Here is a 17,644-nt window from a genome sequence, read left to right as displayed (position 1 = left end):
ATAAGGTGTAAAAAATCGGCAGAAATTTCACCTTTCAATGACAGATGACAGCGAAGCGAAATGACGAATGACAGCGAAACTGATGCCTACTCCGCCCGCAAGTTTTTAACCGGATTCACCAAGGCTGCCTTTACCGATTGATAACTTACAGTCAATAGCGCAATCAATATCGCCGAACCACCGGCAATAACAAATATCCACCAGTTTATGCTAACGCGGTAACTGTAATTAAGCAACCATTTATGCATACCCCAGTAGGCTATCGGCGAGGCTATGACAAAGGAAATCATCACCAGTGTAATCAACTCTTTTGATAACAAAGTGGTAATACCCGCTACCGATGCCCCCAGTACTTTACGTACGCCGATTTCTTTTATACGGTTTTCTGCCGTGTAGGCGGCTAAACCAAATAAACCAAGGCATGAAATAAAGATGGTTAAGCCGGCAAACAGCGCTACTAAAGTACCCAGGCGCTGCTCATTGTTAAATTTCCTGGCATAGGCTTCATCCACAAACTTAAAGTCAAAAGGGTATTTCGGATTGTATTTTTTAAAGATCACCCCGGCTCTTTTCAGGTTATCGGCTGTTGAATTTTTGCCGTTGAGTTTGATCTGTATTGTATTAAATGACATAAAACCACCCTTAGCTCCCCATATTAATATGGGCCGCGTTGGCTCGTACGGACTGGTTAAAATAAAGTCTTTTATTACCCCAACGATGTGCCAGTCAACACCCAGATCGCTCACTTTTTTACCAATCGGATCCTTAAATTTCATGATTTTTAATGCCGATTCATTTATAATTAAGCCGGTAGAATCAGTCGGAAATTCTTTTAAATTAAAATCACGCCCCTGTACAAATTGCAGTCCGGCGGTCTTGCCCAGGCCCTCATCGGCCATATACCGGTCAAATGATGTCTTGTTATTTGGATCCTTACCCTCCCAATTTTGGCCCCATCCGTCGCTCCAGCGCTCAGTAAGCGGCGAGTTGGTTTTAGTAACCGATGTAGCTATACCTTGCGACAATAACTCATTCTTTATCACCGCATAATTTTGCGGAATATCACCAGTCATAAAGTAATAACCCAGGTGGTCGCGGTTATATCCCGTTTCGCGGTCACGCGCATAGTCTATTTGTTGTTTGATGATAATGGTACAAGTAATCAACACTATAGCGAAGGTAAACTGCAAAACCACCAAGGCTTTACGCGGTGTTATCAAGGCATTAATGCGTTTAAACGTGCCCTTTAAAACCTTAACCGGCCGCAATGCCGACAAGAAAAACGCCGGATAGCTACCGGCCAAAATCCCCGTAAATAATATAAAACCTACAAAGGCCGCCCAGGTATTCGGGCTACTATAATCAATATATAAATTATTCTGTGTAAACCGGTTATAGGCGGGCAAAGTACCAAATACAATCAACATCGCAATAATGCCGGCCAGCAGGGCCATAAATATTGATTCGCCTATAAACTGACCGATTAATGAGCCTTTACCTGCGCCAACAACTTTACGTATACCTACCTCCTTGGCACGTTTCTCACTGCGGGCTGTGCTTAGGTTCATGAAGTTTATACAAGCAATCAGCAATATAAAACCCGCAATAATGCTGAATAAATTGACCGTTTTAATGCGCCCGTTACCATCTTCGACCCCATCGGTAAAGCTCGAATACAACCTCCAGCGCTCCATCGGATACAGAAAATACGTCCATTTCAATTGCCGCGCTTCATCGCTGTAATGCTGCTTCAGTGGTCTTATTTTGGCCGATGCCGATGCAAAACTGGCGTTCTTTTTTAACATAATAAAGGTAGCGGTGCTGTTGTTGTTCCAGCCCAGATCCTGCGCTTTGTCTACCTTTATATATGCCCACGGTATCAGATAATCATAAGCAAAACGGGTATTTGGCGGCATATTTTTGAGCACTCCCGTCACCAGCAAATTGTCTTTATTTTCGATATTGATCATTTTCCCAATCGGGTTCTCATCGCCAAACAAAGCTTTAGCAACATTCTCTGTCAGCACTATGGAATGCCTATCATTCAGTGCCGTTTTTGGGTCGCCTTTCAGCATTTTATAGCTAAACATTTGCAAAAATCCGGTATCGACCAAACCACCTGATATGCTGAGCTTTTTATCGCCTACCGTAAACAGTAAGTTATTGATATCCTTGATCCTGACGGCGCGCTCAACCTCCGGAATATCTTTCTCGGCGGCACGGGCAACCAGGTCGGGCACCGAATTACCGGTGTTTATCTTACCATCCATAGTTAAGCGGTTCCATACCTCATAAATGCGGTCCTTATTTTCATGAAAACGGTCATAACTCACTTCGTTTTGTATCCAAAGCAAAATCAATATCGCAGCAGCCATACCAATAGCCAACCCGGTAATGTTTAAGAACGAAAAGCCCTTGTTACGCAACAGGTTACGATAGGCTATTTTGAAAAAGTTTTTGATCATGGCTCTTAATTAATTGCTTTTTAAACTTTTAACCGGGCTTATCAACGCGGTCTGTACTGCCTTATACCCCACTGTTAACCAGGCGATAACTACCGACAAAGCCATCGCCAAAACAAATACCTCAGGCCCCAGCTTAATACGAAATGCGTAAGCCTGAAGCCATTTGTTCATTAAATACCAACCCAACGGCGCCGAAATAGCAAAAGCTACGATTATAAGTAAAGTAAACTCTTTTGAAAACAAATACACAATATGGCCAACCGACGCGCCGAGGGTTTTGCGAATGCCCACCTCGCGCGTGCGCTGCACTGCCATAAAAGATACCAATCCAAACAAACCCAGGCATGAAATAAGAATAGCTATGCCGGCAAACACTTCGTACAATAAAGTCAGCTGATTATCAGTCTTATAAAAGCGGGCAACCTGATCGTCAATAAAATGATACTCGTACAAGGCTTCGGGGAAAGTTGCCGTCCACTTGTTTTCAATCACAGATAGCGTCTGTTTCATATTTGCCTCATCTATCTTAATATTGAGTACGCCATAGGCATTCTTTTTAGCGGCCATCAGCACGGGCATTATAGCGTCTTTGAATGAGCCGACATGATAATCGCTCACCACCCCCACAATAGGTGCATCTAAATATCTGTTATTCCATAAGCCAACATACTTACCAATAGCGCGTTGCGGATCGGTGATACCCATTTTCCTTACCAGGGTTTCATTAACCACATAGCCGTTAACTGTATCGGCGGCTGTATAAGGTTTACCTGCGATGAAATGCAGTTGATAAAGCTTAAAAAAATCGGCATCGGCCCATTTCAGGCTAACGCCAAAGTCGGTTTCTTTAAGTGCGTGGTCAAAATGAATACCTGTGTACCAGGCGTTTTCGTCAACAGGGCTATAGCTGCTAAAACTCATTCCCTTTATACCCGGCTGCTGCTGCAGCTCGGCTCTGAGGTAATTATATTTACTTTGGCTCGCGCTATCGCCCGGTATGCTTACCGCCGCTACTGCCGTTTTATTAAAGCCCAATGATTTGTTTTTGAAATAATTGAGCTGATACACCATAACCAGCGTACCTATTATAAGCACCTGGGCAATGCAAAATTGCAAAACAACCAATGTTCTGCGTAACGACAGGCCTTCGGTATTTGCAGTTGAAAGCTTATTTCTTAAAGCCGCCACCACGTTAAAACCCGATAAAACCAAAGCCGGATATAAACCTGACAGCAAAGTAACTAACACCCATGCCAGAGCCAGAAAAGCAAATACCACGGGGGTAAATACCAATTGCGGCGTCAGGTTTGTTTCAAGCAAAGTATTCACAAAGGGTAATGCCAACCAACTGATTACCATTGATAATATGATGGCACCAAGCGTAATAATAGCTGTCTCGCTGATAAACTGAAGCGCCAGTTGCTGCCTTCCGCTTCCTAATACCTTGCGTACGCCCACCTCTTTAGACCGCGTAACTGCCTGTGCCGTTGACAGATTGATAAAATTGACGCAGGCAATAATAACCAGGAACAAGCCAATTATGCTGATTACATTGATAAGCTGTTTACTAAAATGGCGGGCGGTAAAAATATCCGTGCGGCTGTCATAGTGCATTGCCGTAAGCGCCTGTAACTGCATACGTAAGCCTTTTTTATAATCAATAGGGCTATGCCGCTGTATAAAAGCATTTAATTGCCCTGCGTAGCTGTTAACGCTTGTGCCGTCGGGTAACACCAAAAAGCAATAGTTTTCGCCAAAAGTAACACCCCAATTCTGCGTGGCTTCATAATTCTCACCGCCTTTTGAGCGCATACTGATATAAGAGATCACCGCCTTTAAAGGGAAATCGGTATTAGCAGGCATATTATCTAAAATACCGGTTACCCGCATGGTAGTTTTATTTTTATACTTAACTGTTTTGCCCATAGCGTTGTGCCAATCGCCAAAAAAGCGCTCCGCCTCTCCGCGGGTAAGAACAATAGCGTTAGGCTCGGCTAAAGCAGTTTTTTTGTCGCCCCCCAACCATTTAAAATCAAACATGTCAAAAAACTCGGGTTCAGCGTAGTAGGTTTCATCTTCTTTAAATTTCTTTTCGCCCACGCTGAAAAAGAAACCCTCGTTTCGCAATATGGTAGCCACTTTTGACAATTGCGGAAAGTCGGCACGGAGTGCCTGGGGCATTGGGAAGGCCACACCGGTGCTATAACTTAATTGCGGCTTCGTGTTTACTTCAATTACACGGTATATATGATCTTTTTTTTGATGAAAAGCGTCAAAACTCGTCTCATAACGCACTACCAAAAATATAAGGAGGCAGGCGGCTATACCCACCGTTAAACCGGTAACATTAATAATGGTGTAGTTTTTATGCCGAAGCAGGCTGCGCCAGGCTATTTTAACGTATGTTTTGATCATGATATGTTGGCAATTTATTATTTGCGTTAAACCAACTACATGCCTTTTATTTATCATACTGTTTATCAGACAGTTAAATAATCATCAAAAATATGGGTTGTTCGGTATTGATACAGAAAATTGTTCGGTATTGGTATAATGAACACCATTAACATAGCGGCTGTAAGCTAATGATCAGTGACACAACGCCGAGTAACGCGCGAAGCACAAAAATGACTAACTTTGCACCCACGAATGAAATTCAAATTACAAGCACAAGATAAGCTTTCAAAAGCCCGCGCGGGCGAAATCACTACTGATCACGGTACAATACAAACCCCTATTTTTATGCCGGTGGGTACCGCGGGGACAGTAAAAGCGGTTCATCAGCATGAGCTGAAAGACGATATCCAGGCCCAAATTATCCTTGGAAATACCTATCATTTATACCTTCGCCCTGGGCTTGACGTGCTGGAAAGCGCAGGCGGACTACATAAATTTAACGGTTGGAACGGACCTATTTTAACTGATAGCGGCGGTTACCAGGTTTATAGTTTGAGCGAAGTACGCAAAATTAAGGAAGAAGGCGTGACCTTTCGCTCGCATATCGACGGGTCAAAACACCTGTTTACCCCCGAGAATGTAATGGATATTCAACGTACCATAGGGGCCGATATTATCATGGCTTTTGATGAATGTACGCCCTATCCGTGCGACTACATTTACGCCAAAAAGTCGATCGAAATGACCCATCGCTGGCTCAAAAGATGCTGCGAAAGGTTTGATAACACTGAGCCAAAGTACGGCTACAGCCAGACACTTTTCCCTATTGTGCAGGGCTCGGTTTATAAAGATCTGCGCGTAAAATCAGCCGAAGTTATCGCCTCTTTCGAGCGCGAAGGCAACGCTATAGGCGGCCTTTCAGTAGGCGAACCTGCTGAAGAAATGTATGCCATGACAGAAATAGTGTGCGACATATTGCCTGAGCAAAAACCACGTTATTTAATGGGTGTAGGTACACCGGTTAATATATTGGAAAATATAGCTTTAGGGATTGATATGTTTGACTGCGTAATGCCGACGCGTAACGCCCGCAACGGTATGTTATTTACCAAAAACGGTATCATTAACATCAAAAATGAAAAGTGGAAAAACGACTTTTCGGCTATTGAAGATGACAGCGATCTGGCAACCGACAGATTTTATACCAAGGCCTATTTGCGCCATTTAATACATAGCGGCGAGATGCTGGGAGCCCAGATTGCTACCCTGCACAACCTGCATTTTTACCTGTGGCTGGTTAAAGAGGCCCGCAATAAAATTATGAGCGGAGAGTTTTATGATTGGAAAAAAACCATGGTAAACCGCCTTGCACAACGACTATAATGAAGCGCTTTTTAGACCGATACATAACGATAATTGATTGGTATATCATCAAGAAATTCCTGGGCACCTTTATATTTACCCTGGGTATTGTAATTGGCATTTCGGTGGTTTTTGACGTATCAGAACACCTCGACAACTTCCTCACCCACCATGATACTTTGCAGGATATTGTGTTTAAATACTATGCCGGATTCATACCTTTTTACATGAATCTGCTGGCCCCGCTCATTGTGTTTCTGGCCGTAATTTTCTTTACCGCGAAGATGGCCAACCAGACGGAAATCATCCCGATTTTGAGTGGAAAAGCCAGCTTTAACCGTTTTTTGCGCCCTTATTTTATAGCTTCAAGCTTAATATTTATCGTATGGCTGATAGGCTATTTATTTGTCATTCCGTATACCAATCACCTCAAAGTAACCTTTGAAAACAATAACGATTTTAACGGTAACGAGCAGAAAAGCCAGGTGCATTTAAAGCTTGACAACCGTACTTATGTTTATGTAGATTCATACGATAATCAGTCGCATACCGGGTACCAGTTTGTGCTCGAAAAGTTTGATGGCGACAAGCTCAGAGAGCGTACAATTGCCAGTACAGTAGTATACGATACCGTGAAAAAGAAGTGGACCTTGCGTGATTATTCGGTACGTTATGTGAACGGTTTGCGCGAAAAATTGGTGATGAACCAACCACAAAAAGATACTACTTTAGAGCTTTACCCAAGCGATTTTGAGGCGCATGACAACGTGTATTCTGCCATGTCAATGCGCGAATTAAACCGCAATATCGAGAAGGAAAAGATACGCGGAGCCGGCAATTTAAAGGACATGACCTACGAAAAATACCGCCGCTGGCTATACCCTTTTGCAGCGTTTGTTCTCACCCTAATCGGGGTTTCCATCTCGTCCAGGAAGGTGCGCGGGGGCATTGGCTTACCGCTGGGGATAGGCCTTTTTCTGTGTTTTGCCTACATTGTCGTCGATAAGTTTGCGCTGGTTTTTGCCATAAAAAGCGGCCTCAATTCCTTTGTCGCGGCGGGTTTACCGAACGTAATATTCGGGGTATTTGGGGCATATTTACTGTATAAAGCACCTAAATAATGCCAAAAACAGGCCCTGCGAGAATCGAATATTTGAACAAAAACTTACTGATACTCCATTTTACGGTATTTATATGGGGTTTTACGAGCATTTTAGGGGCCCTTATTAGTGTTTCTGCGGTGCAGTTGGTGTGGTTCAGGGTGCTAATAGCGCTAATTTCTCTCTTCTTATACTTTAAATTCAGGCGCACAGATTTCAAAATCGGCCGTCAAAATTTCCTGAAATTGTTCTTTACAGGGGCTTTGGTAGGTGGTCACTGGATACTTTTCTTTGCATCTATAAAGTTATCTAACGTACCAGTTACGTTAGTTTGCCTGTCATCTATGACGCTTTTTACGGCAGTTTTAGAGCCGGTTTTTAACAAAAACCGCATCTCAAAACTTGAAATTATCGCCGGATTATTGATCATTTTGGGCATATATTTAATCTTCAAATTCGAAACTCAATACACTAAGGGTATCATTGCGGGTCTGTTAAGCGCTCTGTTTGCCTCTACTTTTTCCATCATAAACTCCCGGCAAGTTAAGCAAATTGAGCCTGCGGTGATCTCATTTTTTGAGCTGCTGGGCGCGCTTTTCTGGTGCTCATTGTACCTGCTTTTTACTGGTGGATTTAATAAAAGCATGCTATTAAAACCGTCTGACATCGGGTATTTACTGATATTGGGGACCATTTGCACCTCGTTGGCATACGTAGCCGGCGTGTCGGTTATGCGCGAACTTTCGGCTTTCAGGGTAGCACTCATCACCAACCTTGAGCCGGTTTACGGCATTCTTTTGTCGTTCGTTTTCTTTGGCGACATGAACAAAATGACACCTGGATTCTGGGCCGGTGCAGTTATTATTTTGTCGACTATCTTCCTGTTTCCGGTGGTCAAAACGCAGATCCAAAAGCGTAGAAAAGCCTAGTATTTTCAATCCGAAATCCGCTCATTTTACCAACCATTTCTTACTAGCTTCGCCCATCTACCCGAGGGTAGGGGATAAAACCAATTATGCTCTAAACGCATTTTAAGCCCCTCTAGGGCACTCTGCGAAAAAACCACCTCTATATACATTTCAAAAATTTAGAGCGATTTTAGAGCAAATTTTAAAAGGTTATTTGTGTATTGAAATCCGATAATTATCAACACCACACGAAAAGCCAAAAACATACTTATTTTTAGTAACATAGATGAATAAAAAATTTAAAATATAGATTTATATAAATTAAATATATAATTCAAAATCAGATACTTATAAAACTTATATAAAGTAATAATTTAGAAATGACGACTTTTAAAATCAGTATAAATACTAAATATTTTAGCATAAAAACAAAATACACTATTTTAAGTATCATAAAAACCTGTTATTCAGTATAAATAAATGATTTAATTAAACAAAAAATTCAGTTATTGTTTTTTGCCAAAAATTAAGTGCAGTTAGTGTACTGAAATGGCATTTTTATAAATCGCTAAAAATTGAAGGGTGTTGACGGGAGTTGGAATTTCAAGAAAATAAGAGCAAAAAAGCCGAAAAATTCAGGAGATAGATTTTGGAGCGAAAATCAACAAGGAGCATCGGCAGAACCTACCAAACAAACGAACGGCACTGATGGCAAACTCGCCAATTTTCAGCAATCGAACAGATGCTACTCTCCTCCTTGTTTTCTACTTTTTAATTCTGACTTTTCAGTTCCATCGCTCCTCGCATTTTAGAAACAGATTTTTAATAGCGACAGAAAAAACGGATATTGGTAAAAAGCAAAACCAACCCTAAAAAGATATGCGGATAACAACTATGCTAATTATCATCATCACCGTGTTGCTCACGATAGTGCTGATGCAAAACACCGAAACCGTACGATTCAATATTTTGTTCGGTACGTTCTATATTTCAAAACTGGCAGCACTGCTTACTTTTGGCGTGGTGGGTTTTATTTTAGGCGTTTTGGTGGGCCGCCCAAAAAAGGCGCGCAGTATTGCCGGAGACACTCCGCAATACCGTGAGAACAATGACGGCGACGATACACTAAGTGACGAAGACCGAGAGTACATCAGTCACCCATAAAACCGCAGGCCTGTAGCCGCGGACTAGACGTTGTAGAAAATCTGGTTGCCGGCTTCCAAGGCACTCAGGTCTGGCGTTTGGCGAAAGATACCAAACACCGATGCGCCGCTGCCACTCATGCTGGCGTAAATAGCGCCCGCTTCGTACAAGGCAGCCTTTACCCCGCGAACGGCAGAATGGTTGCGAAAGATGTTTTCCTCAAAATCATTTTTGATTAGTTTTTTCCAATCCTCAATTGGCTCGTATATCAAGTCGTAAAGAGATTGCCTTACTGGCGCCGGTTTTACGCCACTGTAGGCCTCAGAGGTGGAGATGTGGATATCCGGCATCACCAAAACAATTGCGTAGCCTGAGAGGTCTAATTTTATGGTTTCAAACTCATCGCCTTTTTCAAAAGCAAACACTGGTTTATTCTCGATAAAGAAAGCGCAGTCGGCACCCAGTCGTCGGGCGTAAGTTTGCATCTGGTCAACGGTAAGACCCAGACGAAATTTGTCATTCATCAGCCGGATAAAAAAAGCCGCATCCGAAGACCCTCCCCCCAACCCTGCACCAATCGGGATGTGTTTGTGCAAATGAATCTTTACCGGCGGCAAATCAAAATCTTTTTTGAGCAGGTGATAGCCCTTGATGCAAAGGTTATCCTCTACCCTTCCCGGGATGCCCAGGCCCGAGGCCTCAAAGCTCAGCTCACCCGCCTCAATCACTTCCAGGGCATCCTTAATTTGAATGGGGTAAAAAATGGTTTCCAGATTATGATAACCGTCGGCGCGGCGCTCGGTGATGTTGAGGCCAATGTTTATCTTTGCGTTTGGAAAATTGATCATGACAAAATGATTAACAACCGATGATTTTATGAACATCCGGTAGGACGTCAAAAATAGATTTTTTTTATTTGTACGCTGGAAAGACATTCATTCATTCCATCATTCAAAATTCACTCATTCAAAAAATATGAAACAGTATCTCGACCTCATGCGCCATGTCATGGAAACCGGCACCCAGAAACACGACCGTACCGGCACCGGCACCGTCAGCGTGTTTGGGTACCAGATGCGTTTTAACCTTGCCGATGGCTTCCCGATGGTGACGACAAAAAAGTTGCACCTCAAATCAATTATCCACGAGCTGATCTGGTTTTTGCAGGGCGATACCAACATCAAATATTTAAAAGATAACGGCGTGCGCATTTGGGACGAGTGGGCCGACGCCGACGGCAACCTGGGTCCGGTGTACGGCTACCAGTGGCGCTCATGGCCAACGCCCGATGGCGGCCATATTGATCAGATCAGTCAAATCATCAATCAGATCAAAAATAACCCCGACTCGCGCCGCATCATTGTATCGGCATGGAACGTTGCCGACGTTAACCAGATGGCCTTGCCGCCATGCCACTCGTTATTTCAGTTTTACGTGGCCGATGGCAAACTGTCTTGCCAATTGTATCAGCGCAGTGCCGACATATTTTTGGGCGTGCCTTTCAACATCGCGTCGTATGCTTTATTGACGATGATGGTGGCCCAGGTGTGCGATTTGGAGCCGGGCGACTTCATCCACACCTTTGGCGATGCCCACATTTACAATAACCACTTTGAGCAGGTGAAGTTACAATTGACCAGAGAGCCGCGCCCGCTGCCAACCATGAAAATAAATCCGGAAGTGAAAAACATCTTCGATTTTAAATTTGAGGATTTCACGCTGGAAAATTATGACCCGTGGCCGCATATTAAGGGGGAAGTGGCGGTGTAGTTTCGTCATTAGGTCATTTGCTTTGCGTCATTTGGCGTTGCCGTCATTGGGTCATTTGCTTTGTGTCATTGAGTCATTGAAAAATTTGTCATGAGTAATCGGATTGAAGATTTAGAAATTTATAATCTTGCTGAATCGTTTTCCAATGAGGTTTGGAAAATTGTTTTGACTTGGGATTACTTTGCAAAAGACACTATCGGTAAACAACTGGTAAGAGCAGCCGATTCAATAGGCGCCAATATTGCCGAGGGTTTTGGCAGATATCATTTCAAGGAAAATAAAAATTTCTGCTATTTTAGCCGGGGCTCGATTATCGAAACTAAAACGTGGATAAAAAAATCGCGTGATAGAAACTTAATTAATGATGCTGTTTATGAATCATTGATCAAGAAGTTAGAAACGATCCATCTAAAACTAAATATTTACATCAAAAACATCGGGAAGGTTGAATGACCTAATGCCCCAATGACGGCGAAAGCCATAATGACGCGCGGAGCGTAAAATGACCCAATGACAATATCCATCGTCGTAGCGATATCCGAAAATCACGCTATTGGAAAAGACAATCAGCTTTTGTGGCATTTGCCCAAAGATTTAAAACATTTCAAAGAGATCACTACCGGCGGTACTGTTATCATGGGGCGCAAAACTTATGACTCGGTGGGCAAACCATTGCCAAATCGCCGCAACATCATTATTACACGGCAACAAATTGAAATTGCGGGCTGCGAGGTAGCAAACTCGCTGCAGGCAGCGCTGGACCTGTGCCGCGACCATAAAGAAGTTTTTATTGTGGGAGGCGCTGAAATTTACAAGCAGGCTATGCCCTTAACCGATCGCATTTACCTGACTATTGTACATGAAAACTTTGAAGGCGACACTTATTTCCCTGAAATTAAGCCGGATACATGGAAGGAAACCGAGCGGACCGATCACGAAGCTGACGAAAAAAATGCGTTTCCGTTCTCATTCATCACACTTGAACGCGCTTAACAACAAGGCTTTAAATTTTGTTTTAATTTAAATTTCAGGGTTGCAAAATTTTGTTAGATTTGCCGTCTTGTTTAAAATGCTTATAAACTAATTAATTACATATTATAATTTACAATGCAAGGTAAAGGGGTTATTAAATTTTTCGCCGTAGTGCTAACGCTTGTGTGTTTATACCAGCTATCATTTACTTGGGTAGCACACAAAGTTGAGAGAGATGCAGAAACATATGCAAAAGGCGATACTGCTAAAGTTAAAGCTTATCTGGATTCGGTAGCCGAGTTACCGGCCTATCCTGTTTTTGGCCATACTTATCAATATTGTCTGGATAGAGAGCTTGCGCTGGGTCTTGACCTTAAAGGTGGTATGAACGTTACCATGCAGCTGTCATTGAATGAACTGGTAAGAACTTTGTCAAACAACAATCCTGACCCTGCTTTCAATCAGGCTTTGGCAAATGCTACCAACGATACCAAAACCAGCCAGTCTGACTACATCACACTTTTTGTGAACGAATATGAGAAGCTGGCCCCTAACGGAAAACTGGCAGCCATCTTTGCAACTAAAGACAACGCAGCACATTTAAAGTTCAATGCTTCGAACAGCGAGGTTGAAAAATACCTGAAAGACGAAGCTGATGCAGCGGTAAAACAATCCTACACCGTATTAAGCACCCGTATCGACCAGTTTGGCGTTACTCAACCTAACATCTCGTTAGAGTCGAACACCAACCGTATTTTGATCGAGCTGCCTGGTGTAAAAGATCCGGAGCGTGTGCAAAAATTGTTGTCAGGCTCAGCAAAACTGGAGTTTTATCAGACTTACGAGATTCAGGATGTTTACCCGATGTTAGCTAACGTAGACAACTTGTTGTCTGCAAAAACCAAAGCAGCTGCAAAAGATTCGACAAAAATTGCGGCGGCAGCAACTACAACAACTGACGCTAAAAAAGACACCACCAAGAAAGGTGCTTTAGCATTATTGAACAAAGTACAAAGCAACGCAGCTAAAGACACTTCTTTGGCTAAATCAAAGCTTACAGCTTCTCACCCACTGTTCTCAATACTTACGCCGCCAACTTACCAGGACCAAACCGGCCAGCAGCAATTGCGCCCGGGACCGGTTGTAGGCTGGGCCATGCAAAAAGATACTGCCAAGGTAAACACTTATCTGCACAGCAAAGATGTTGTGGCTTCATTGCCACGTAACATCAAATTTGCATGGAGCGTAAAACCAATGGAAAAAAGCAAGGTATTTGAGCTATACGCGCTTAAATTGGCCGGCGCCGATAACGGACCGGTAATAAGCGGGGACGTTATCACTGACGCTCAAAACGACGTTGACCAAAAAGGCAACCCTGAGGTACGTATGGTGATGAACTCGCAAGGTGCTGAAAAGTGGCGCGCAGTTACAGCCGAAGCGGCTCAGGGTAAAAAAGCTATCGCCATTGTTTTGGACGATAATGTTTACTCTGCCCCTGCTGTACAAAACGAAATTTCTGGTGGTGTATCTTCGATCTCTGGTAACTTTAAAGTTGAAGACACTAAAGACTTAGCCAACGTATTAAAAGCCGGTCGTTTATTAGTTCCGGCACATATCGTGGGTAAAGACGTTGTAGGCCCGTCGTTAGGTGCCGAGTCAATAAACGCCGGTTTGCTATCATGTTTAATGGGCTTACTGGTAGTATTGGTGTTTATGATTGCTTACTACAACCGTGCAGGTACCGTGGCGGTTGTTGCGGTAGTAATCAACATCTTCTTCCTGATGGGGGTATTGACCAGCTTACGCGCCGTGTTAACCTTACCAGGTATTGCCGGTATCGTGTTAACGTTGGGTATTGCGGTTGACGCCAACGTATTGATCTATGAGCGCGTTCGTGAAGAGCTTGCTTTAGGTAAATCAGTACGTATAGCCGTAGCCGATGGTTTCAAACACGCCTTATCATCGATTCTTGACTCACAAATTTCAACCTTCTTAACCGGTGTTATCCTGTTCGTCTTCGGTAGCGGCCCTATCCAGGGTTTCGCAACTACCTTGATGATTGGTATCGTAACTTCATTGTTCTGCTCACTGTTGATCTCAAGATTGATCTTTGAGTGGATGATTGAAAAAGGCTGGGATATCAAATTCTCAAACCCATGGAGCTCACACACCTTCAAAAACGCAAATTTTGCCTTCGTTAAAAAACGTGCCAGATTCTATATCTTCTCAGGTACGTTTATCATTGCCGGTTTGATCTCTATGTTCACTCAAGGGTTTAACTATGGTGTCGACTTCCAGGGCGGCCGTACATATACTATTGCCTTCCCTAACAAAAATGCAACAGTTGAGGACGCACGTGCTGCAGTTGAAGGTGTATTAGGCCATGGTACCGAAGTAAAAACTTTGGGAACCAACAAAATTAATATCACTACCAACTACCTGATCGAGGATAACTCGACCTCGGCAGATACCAAAGTTGAAAATACGTTGATTGAGGCCTTGAGCAAAAAAGCTGTTACTAAGATCACCGCAAAAGATATCCTTGCGCAACAAAAAGTACAGGCTACTATTGCCGACGGTTTGAAAAAATCAGCAATCTGGACAGTAATATTCGCCATTATCGTGATCTCGGCTTATATCCTGATCCGTTTCCGCAGATGGCAGTACAGCTTAGCCGCTATGATTGCTACCGCTCACGATGCTTTGATGGTATTGTCGTTCTACTCATTGTTTAAAAACATCCTTCCGTTCCTGGATATTGACCAGGCGTTTATCGCTGCCATTTTGACCGTAATTGGTTACTCAATTAACGATACCGTGGTAGTATTTGACCGTATCCGTGAGTTCTTGAGACTTCATCATGCTAAAACTGACGATCAGAAAGAGGTTATTAATAACGCTATTAATAATACTTTAAGCCGTACGGTAATTACAGCATTGACCGTATTGTTTGTATTGATCGTATTGTTTGTATTTGGTGGCGACGTATTGCGCGGCTTCTCGTTCTCGTTATTGATTGGTGTGTGCTTCGGTACCTATTCATCAATTTGCGTAGCAACTCCGGTAATTGTCGATTTCGGCAAGAACGATCTGAGATAATTAATCGAGATTAATAAATTAAATATTAAAAGGCTCCAGACAATGTTTGGAGCCTTTTTTGTTATACATTATCAAACATAAACAAATAGTGTATGACGCACACACCATCAACATCGAAGTTTCCTAAAGTAGTTATCATTGGCGGCGGTTTTGGCGGACTGGAAGTAGCCAAACAGCTTGCTGATGAACCGGTAGATATACTAATGCTTGACAAGCATAATTACCATACCTTCCAGCCCCTGCTCTATCAGGTAGCCACCGGCAGTCTTGAAGCAGAATCCATCGCTTTTTCGTTACGAAAGAACTTTGCCGGGCAAAAAAATTTCCGCTTTCGCGTAGCTGAAGTATCAGCGGTTGATATGATGAATAATAAAGTAGTCACCAACATAGGCGACGTTGAATACGACTACCTGGTAATTGCAACGGGTTCAACTACCAACTTTTTCGGCAATAAAGACATTGAGCAATTTGCCATGCCCATGAAGTCCATACCTGAGGCTTTGAACTTACGTTATCTGGTATTGCAAAATCTGGAAGAAGCTTCGTTAAAAGCCACTAAAGAAGAACGTGAGCCTTATTTGACCTTTGTACTTGTAGGTGCAGGCCCTACGGGTGTGGAGCTGGCCGGCGCTTTGGCCGAGCTGCGCAACCACATTCTTGACCGCGATTACCCCGAGCTGGAAAAAGCACACATGAAGGTTTACCTGGTCGATTTTCTGCCTAAAGTATTAGGGCCTTTTTCTGACGAAGGCTCAGAAGCCGCCAAACGCTTCCTGACCGATATGGGCGTCGAGGTAATGCTGGGCGTAAAAGTTGAAAGTTATAACGGCGAAGAAATTAAGTTTGAAGGCGGCAAAACAATTAAAACCAAGAATGTGATATGGAGCGCCGGTGTGCAGGGTGTAATCCCGGAGGGAATTGACAAAGATAAGATAGAGCGCGGCAACCGCATAAGTGTTGATTCCATAAACCGTATTAAGGGCTCAGCAAATGTATTTGCTATCGGAGACGTCGCAGCTATGATCAGCGATGAAACACCCAAAGGTCACCCTGGAGTAGCGCAGGTAGCTATACAACAAGGCAAACTGGCCGGCAAAAACATTGCGCACCTTATAAAAGGCGAACCAACAGAGCCGTTTAAATACAACGACAAGGGTTCATTAGCTACTATTGGCCGCAACAAAGCCATTGCCGACTTGGGCAAGATAAAGTTTCAGGGATTTTTTGCCTGGCTTATCTGGATGTTTGTGCACCTGATCTCCTTATTAGGTTTCAGAAATAAAGTGGTGGTGTTTGTGAACTGGATTGGCAACTATATAGCCAATAATGGCGGCAGCCGTTTAATCATCCGCAGATTTAAGCGCGAAGAATTGCCAAAAAAAGACAAACAAACGGCAAAAGCTGATTAACTTTAATTAATGAACAACGCAAACATCAAACTAACCGAATGCCCCCGCGATGCCATGCAGGGGCTGCACAATTTTGTGCCGACGGATGTGAAGGCGGCGTATATCAACTTACTTTTACAGGTAGGCTTTGACACTGTTGATTTCGGCAGTTTTGTATCACCAAAAGCAATACCGCAAATGCGGGATACTGCCGAGGTGCTGAGCAAGCTGGACCTGAGCAGCACCCGGTCAAAACTACTGGCTATTATAGCCAATTACAGGGGCGCTGAAGAGGCCTGCGTTTTTGAGGAGGTATTTTATCTCGGCTACCCTTTTTCCATCTCTGAGACCTTCCAGAGGCGTAATACCAACTCGTCTATCGCCGACTCATTTGACACCGTAAAGCGCGTTCACGAATTAAGCTTATCCAAAGGCAAAGAACTGCTGGTTTATTTGTCTATGGGGTTTGGTAACCCTTACGGGGATGAATGGAACGTCGACATTGTTTCGCAGTGGACAGAGCGGCTCGTGGATGAGGGCATCAAAATTATTGCGTTGTCAGACACCATCGGCATAGCTACTCCTGAACAGATAAGTTCTGTTTATATACAACTTAACCAATCGTTCAATAAAACAGAGTTTGGCGTTCACCTGCACTCTACCCCCACAACCTGGCACGAAAAAGTAGAAGCAGCCTACCAAAGCGGCTGCAAACGATTTGACGGTGCCTTAAAAGGTTATGGCGGCTGCCCGATGGCCAAAGACGAGCTTACAGGCAACATCGCCACCGAAAACATAATTGGCTACCTCGCAGAGCAAAACGCGCTTACAGGGCTTAATTTCGATAAATTAAAGGAAGCGTTGGATTATTCAGGACGGATATTTGGGTAATAAAAAATTTAGGAGTGTTGCCCCCGTCAGGCGCGCCGCTTCGGCTGAAAGCAGACAAAACGATGCAGGGCAGTGTGGTTGCAGGGTGTTGGGAATGTTGTCTGAAGCGCAAGCTTGTGCGACAATCGGCGGCAACAGGCCCCTCCCCC

13 protein-coding genes are annotated in these 17,644 nt (G+C 43.5%); 10 read left to right on the top strand and 3 right to left on the bottom strand.

Annotated features, from left to right (window positions below; translation table 11 throughout):
• Window positions 1-86: 86 nt before the first annotated feature.
• Entirely contained in the window at window positions 87-2,465 is a 2,379-nt protein-coding gene (locus ACFS5N_RS01475) for an ABC transporter permease (protein ID WP_377181478.1), read from the bottom strand.
• Between the two features lie 9 nt (window positions 2,466-2,474).
• Entirely contained in the window at window positions 2,475-4,880 is a 2,406-nt protein-coding gene (locus ACFS5N_RS01470; RefSeq protein WP_377181476.1) for an ABC transporter permease, read from the bottom strand.
• A 234-nt stretch (window positions 4,881-5,114) separates the two neighbouring features.
• On the opposite strand from ACFS5N_RS01470, the gene tgt reads away from it, so the two are divergent.
• From tgt to ACFS5N_RS01450, 4 genes are all read left to right on the top strand, one after another.
• Window positions 5,115-6,245 (top strand): tRNA guanosine(34) transglycosylase Tgt, encoded by a 1,131-nt coding sequence (gene tgt / locus ACFS5N_RS01465; protein WP_377181474.1) that lies wholly within the window; start codon window positions 5,115-5,117, stop codon window positions 6,243-6,245.
• Window positions 6,245-7,345: an LptF/LptG family permease gene (locus tag ACFS5N_RS01460; protein WP_377181472.1), complete on the top strand. Its 1,101-nt coding sequence runs from the start codon at window positions 6,245-6,247 to the stop codon at window positions 7,343-7,345. The genes tgt and ACFS5N_RS01460 overlap by 1 nt, the downstream gene beginning before the upstream one ends.
• Window positions 7,345-8,253, top strand: a complete 909-nt coding sequence (locus tag ACFS5N_RS01455; protein WP_377181470.1) for a DMT family transporter — start codon at window positions 7,345-7,347, stop codon at window positions 8,251-8,253. Before ACFS5N_RS01460 ends, ACFS5N_RS01455 begins: the two co-directional genes overlap by 1 nt.
• Before the next feature lie 858 nt (window positions 8,254-9,111).
• Window positions 9,112-9,396, top strand: coding sequence for a hypothetical protein (locus tag ACFS5N_RS01450; RefSeq protein WP_377181468.1), 285 nt, complete (start codon window positions 9,112-9,114; stop codon window positions 9,394-9,396).
• A 23-nt stretch (window positions 9,397-9,419) separates the two neighbouring features.
• Here ACFS5N_RS01450 and ispE read toward each other — a convergent pair whose 3' ends face one another.
• Window positions 9,420-10,223, bottom strand: a complete 804-nt coding sequence (gene ispE / locus ACFS5N_RS01445) for a 4-(cytidine 5'-diphospho)-2-C-methyl-D-erythritol kinase (protein WP_377181466.1) — start codon at window positions 10,221-10,223, stop codon at window positions 9,420-9,422.
• Between the two features lie 127 nt (window positions 10,224-10,350).
• On the opposite strand from ispE, the gene ACFS5N_RS01440 reads away from it, so the two are divergent.
• From ACFS5N_RS01440 to ACFS5N_RS01415, 6 genes are all read left to right on the top strand, one after another.
• Window positions 10,351-11,145, top strand: a complete 795-nt coding sequence (locus ACFS5N_RS01440) for a thymidylate synthase (RefSeq protein ID WP_377181464.1) — start codon at window positions 10,351-10,353, stop codon at window positions 11,143-11,145.
• Window positions 11,146-11,235: 90 nt separating this feature from the next.
• Window positions 11,236-11,598, top strand: coding sequence for a four helix bundle protein (locus tag ACFS5N_RS01435; protein WP_377181462.1), 363 nt, complete (start codon window positions 11,236-11,238; stop codon window positions 11,596-11,598).
• A gap of 57 nt (window positions 11,599-11,655) precedes the next feature.
• On the top strand, window positions 11,656-12,138 hold the full coding sequence (locus ACFS5N_RS01430; RefSeq protein ID WP_377181460.1) for a dihydrofolate reductase: 483 nt from the start codon (window positions 11,656-11,658) through the stop codon (window positions 12,136-12,138).
• A 114-nt stretch (window positions 12,139-12,252) separates the two neighbouring features.
• A complete protein-coding gene (gene secDF, locus ACFS5N_RS01425) occupies window positions 12,253-15,216 on the top strand; it encodes a protein translocase subunit SecDF (RefSeq protein WP_377181458.1) in 2,964 nt (987 codons plus the stop codon).
• A gap of 92 nt (window positions 15,217-15,308) precedes the next feature.
• The gene (locus ACFS5N_RS01420; RefSeq protein ID WP_377181456.1) at window positions 15,309-16,625 is read left to right on the top strand and encodes an NAD(P)/FAD-dependent oxidoreductase; all 1,317 of its coding nucleotides are present in this window, start codon (window positions 15,309-15,311) and stop codon (window positions 16,623-16,625) included.
• A 9-nt stretch (window positions 16,626-16,634) separates the two neighbouring features.
• Window positions 16,635-17,495, top strand: a complete 861-nt coding sequence (locus tag ACFS5N_RS01415) for a hydroxymethylglutaryl-CoA lyase (protein WP_377181454.1) — start codon at window positions 16,635-16,637, stop codon at window positions 17,493-17,495.
• The last annotated feature ends 149 nt before the right edge of the window (window positions 17,496-17,644 follow it).

Source organism: Mucilaginibacter ximonensis, from assembly GCF_042686265.1.
Classification (GTDB): Bacteria; Bacteroidota; Bacteroidia; order Sphingobacteriales; family Sphingobacteriaceae; genus Mucilaginibacter; species Mucilaginibacter ximonensis.
Note: the sequence above shows the minus strand (reverse complement) of the source record. Positions and strands in the feature narration are given on the sequence as shown.

Bases quoted from the DNA above. Each gene is read 5' to 3' on its own strand.
- ACFS5N_RS01440 (WP_377181464.1), top strand. From the start codon at position 10,351: ATGAAACAGTATCTCGACCTCATGCGCCATGTCATGGAAACCGGCACC.
- tgt (WP_377181474.1), top strand. From the start codon at position 5,115: ATGAAATTCAAATTACAAGCACAAGATAAGCTTTCAAAAGCCCGCGCG.
- ACFS5N_RS01420 (WP_377181456.1), top strand. From the start codon at position 15,309: ATGACGCACACACCATCAACATCGAAGTTTCCTAAAGTAGTTATCATT.
- ACFS5N_RS01450 (WP_377181468.1), top strand. From the start codon at position 9,112: ATGCGGATAACAACTATGCTAATTATCATCATCACCGTGTTGCTCACG.
- ACFS5N_RS01475 (WP_377181478.1), bottom strand. From the start codon at position 2,465: ATGATCAAAAACTTTTTCAAAATAGCCTATCGTAACCTGTTGCGTAAC.
- ACFS5N_RS01460 (WP_377181472.1), top strand. From the start codon at position 6,245: ATGAAGCGCTTTTTAGACCGATACATAACGATAATTGATTGGTATATC.
- ACFS5N_RS01415 (WP_377181454.1), top strand. From the start codon at position 16,635: ATGAACAACGCAAACATCAAACTAACCGAATGCCCCCGCGATGCCATG.
- ACFS5N_RS01455 (WP_377181470.1), top strand. From the start codon at position 7,345: ATGCCAAAAACAGGCCCTGCGAGAATCGAATATTTGAACAAAAACTTA.
- secDF (WP_377181458.1), top strand. From the start codon at position 12,253: ATGCAAGGTAAAGGGGTTATTAAATTTTTCGCCGTAGTGCTAACGCTT.
- ACFS5N_RS01470 (WP_377181476.1), bottom strand. From the start codon at position 4,880: ATGATCAAAACATACGTTAAAATAGCCTGGCGCAGCCTGCTTCGGCAT.
- ispE (WP_377181466.1), bottom strand. From the start codon at position 10,223: ATGATCAATTTTCCAAACGCAAAGATAAACATTGGCCTCAACATCACC.
- ACFS5N_RS01430 (WP_377181460.1), top strand. From the start codon at position 11,656: ATGACAATATCCATCGTCGTAGCGATATCCGAAAATCACGCTATTGGA.
- ACFS5N_RS01435 (WP_377181462.1), top strand. From the start codon at position 11,236: ATGAGTAATCGGATTGAAGATTTAGAAATTTATAATCTTGCTGAATCG.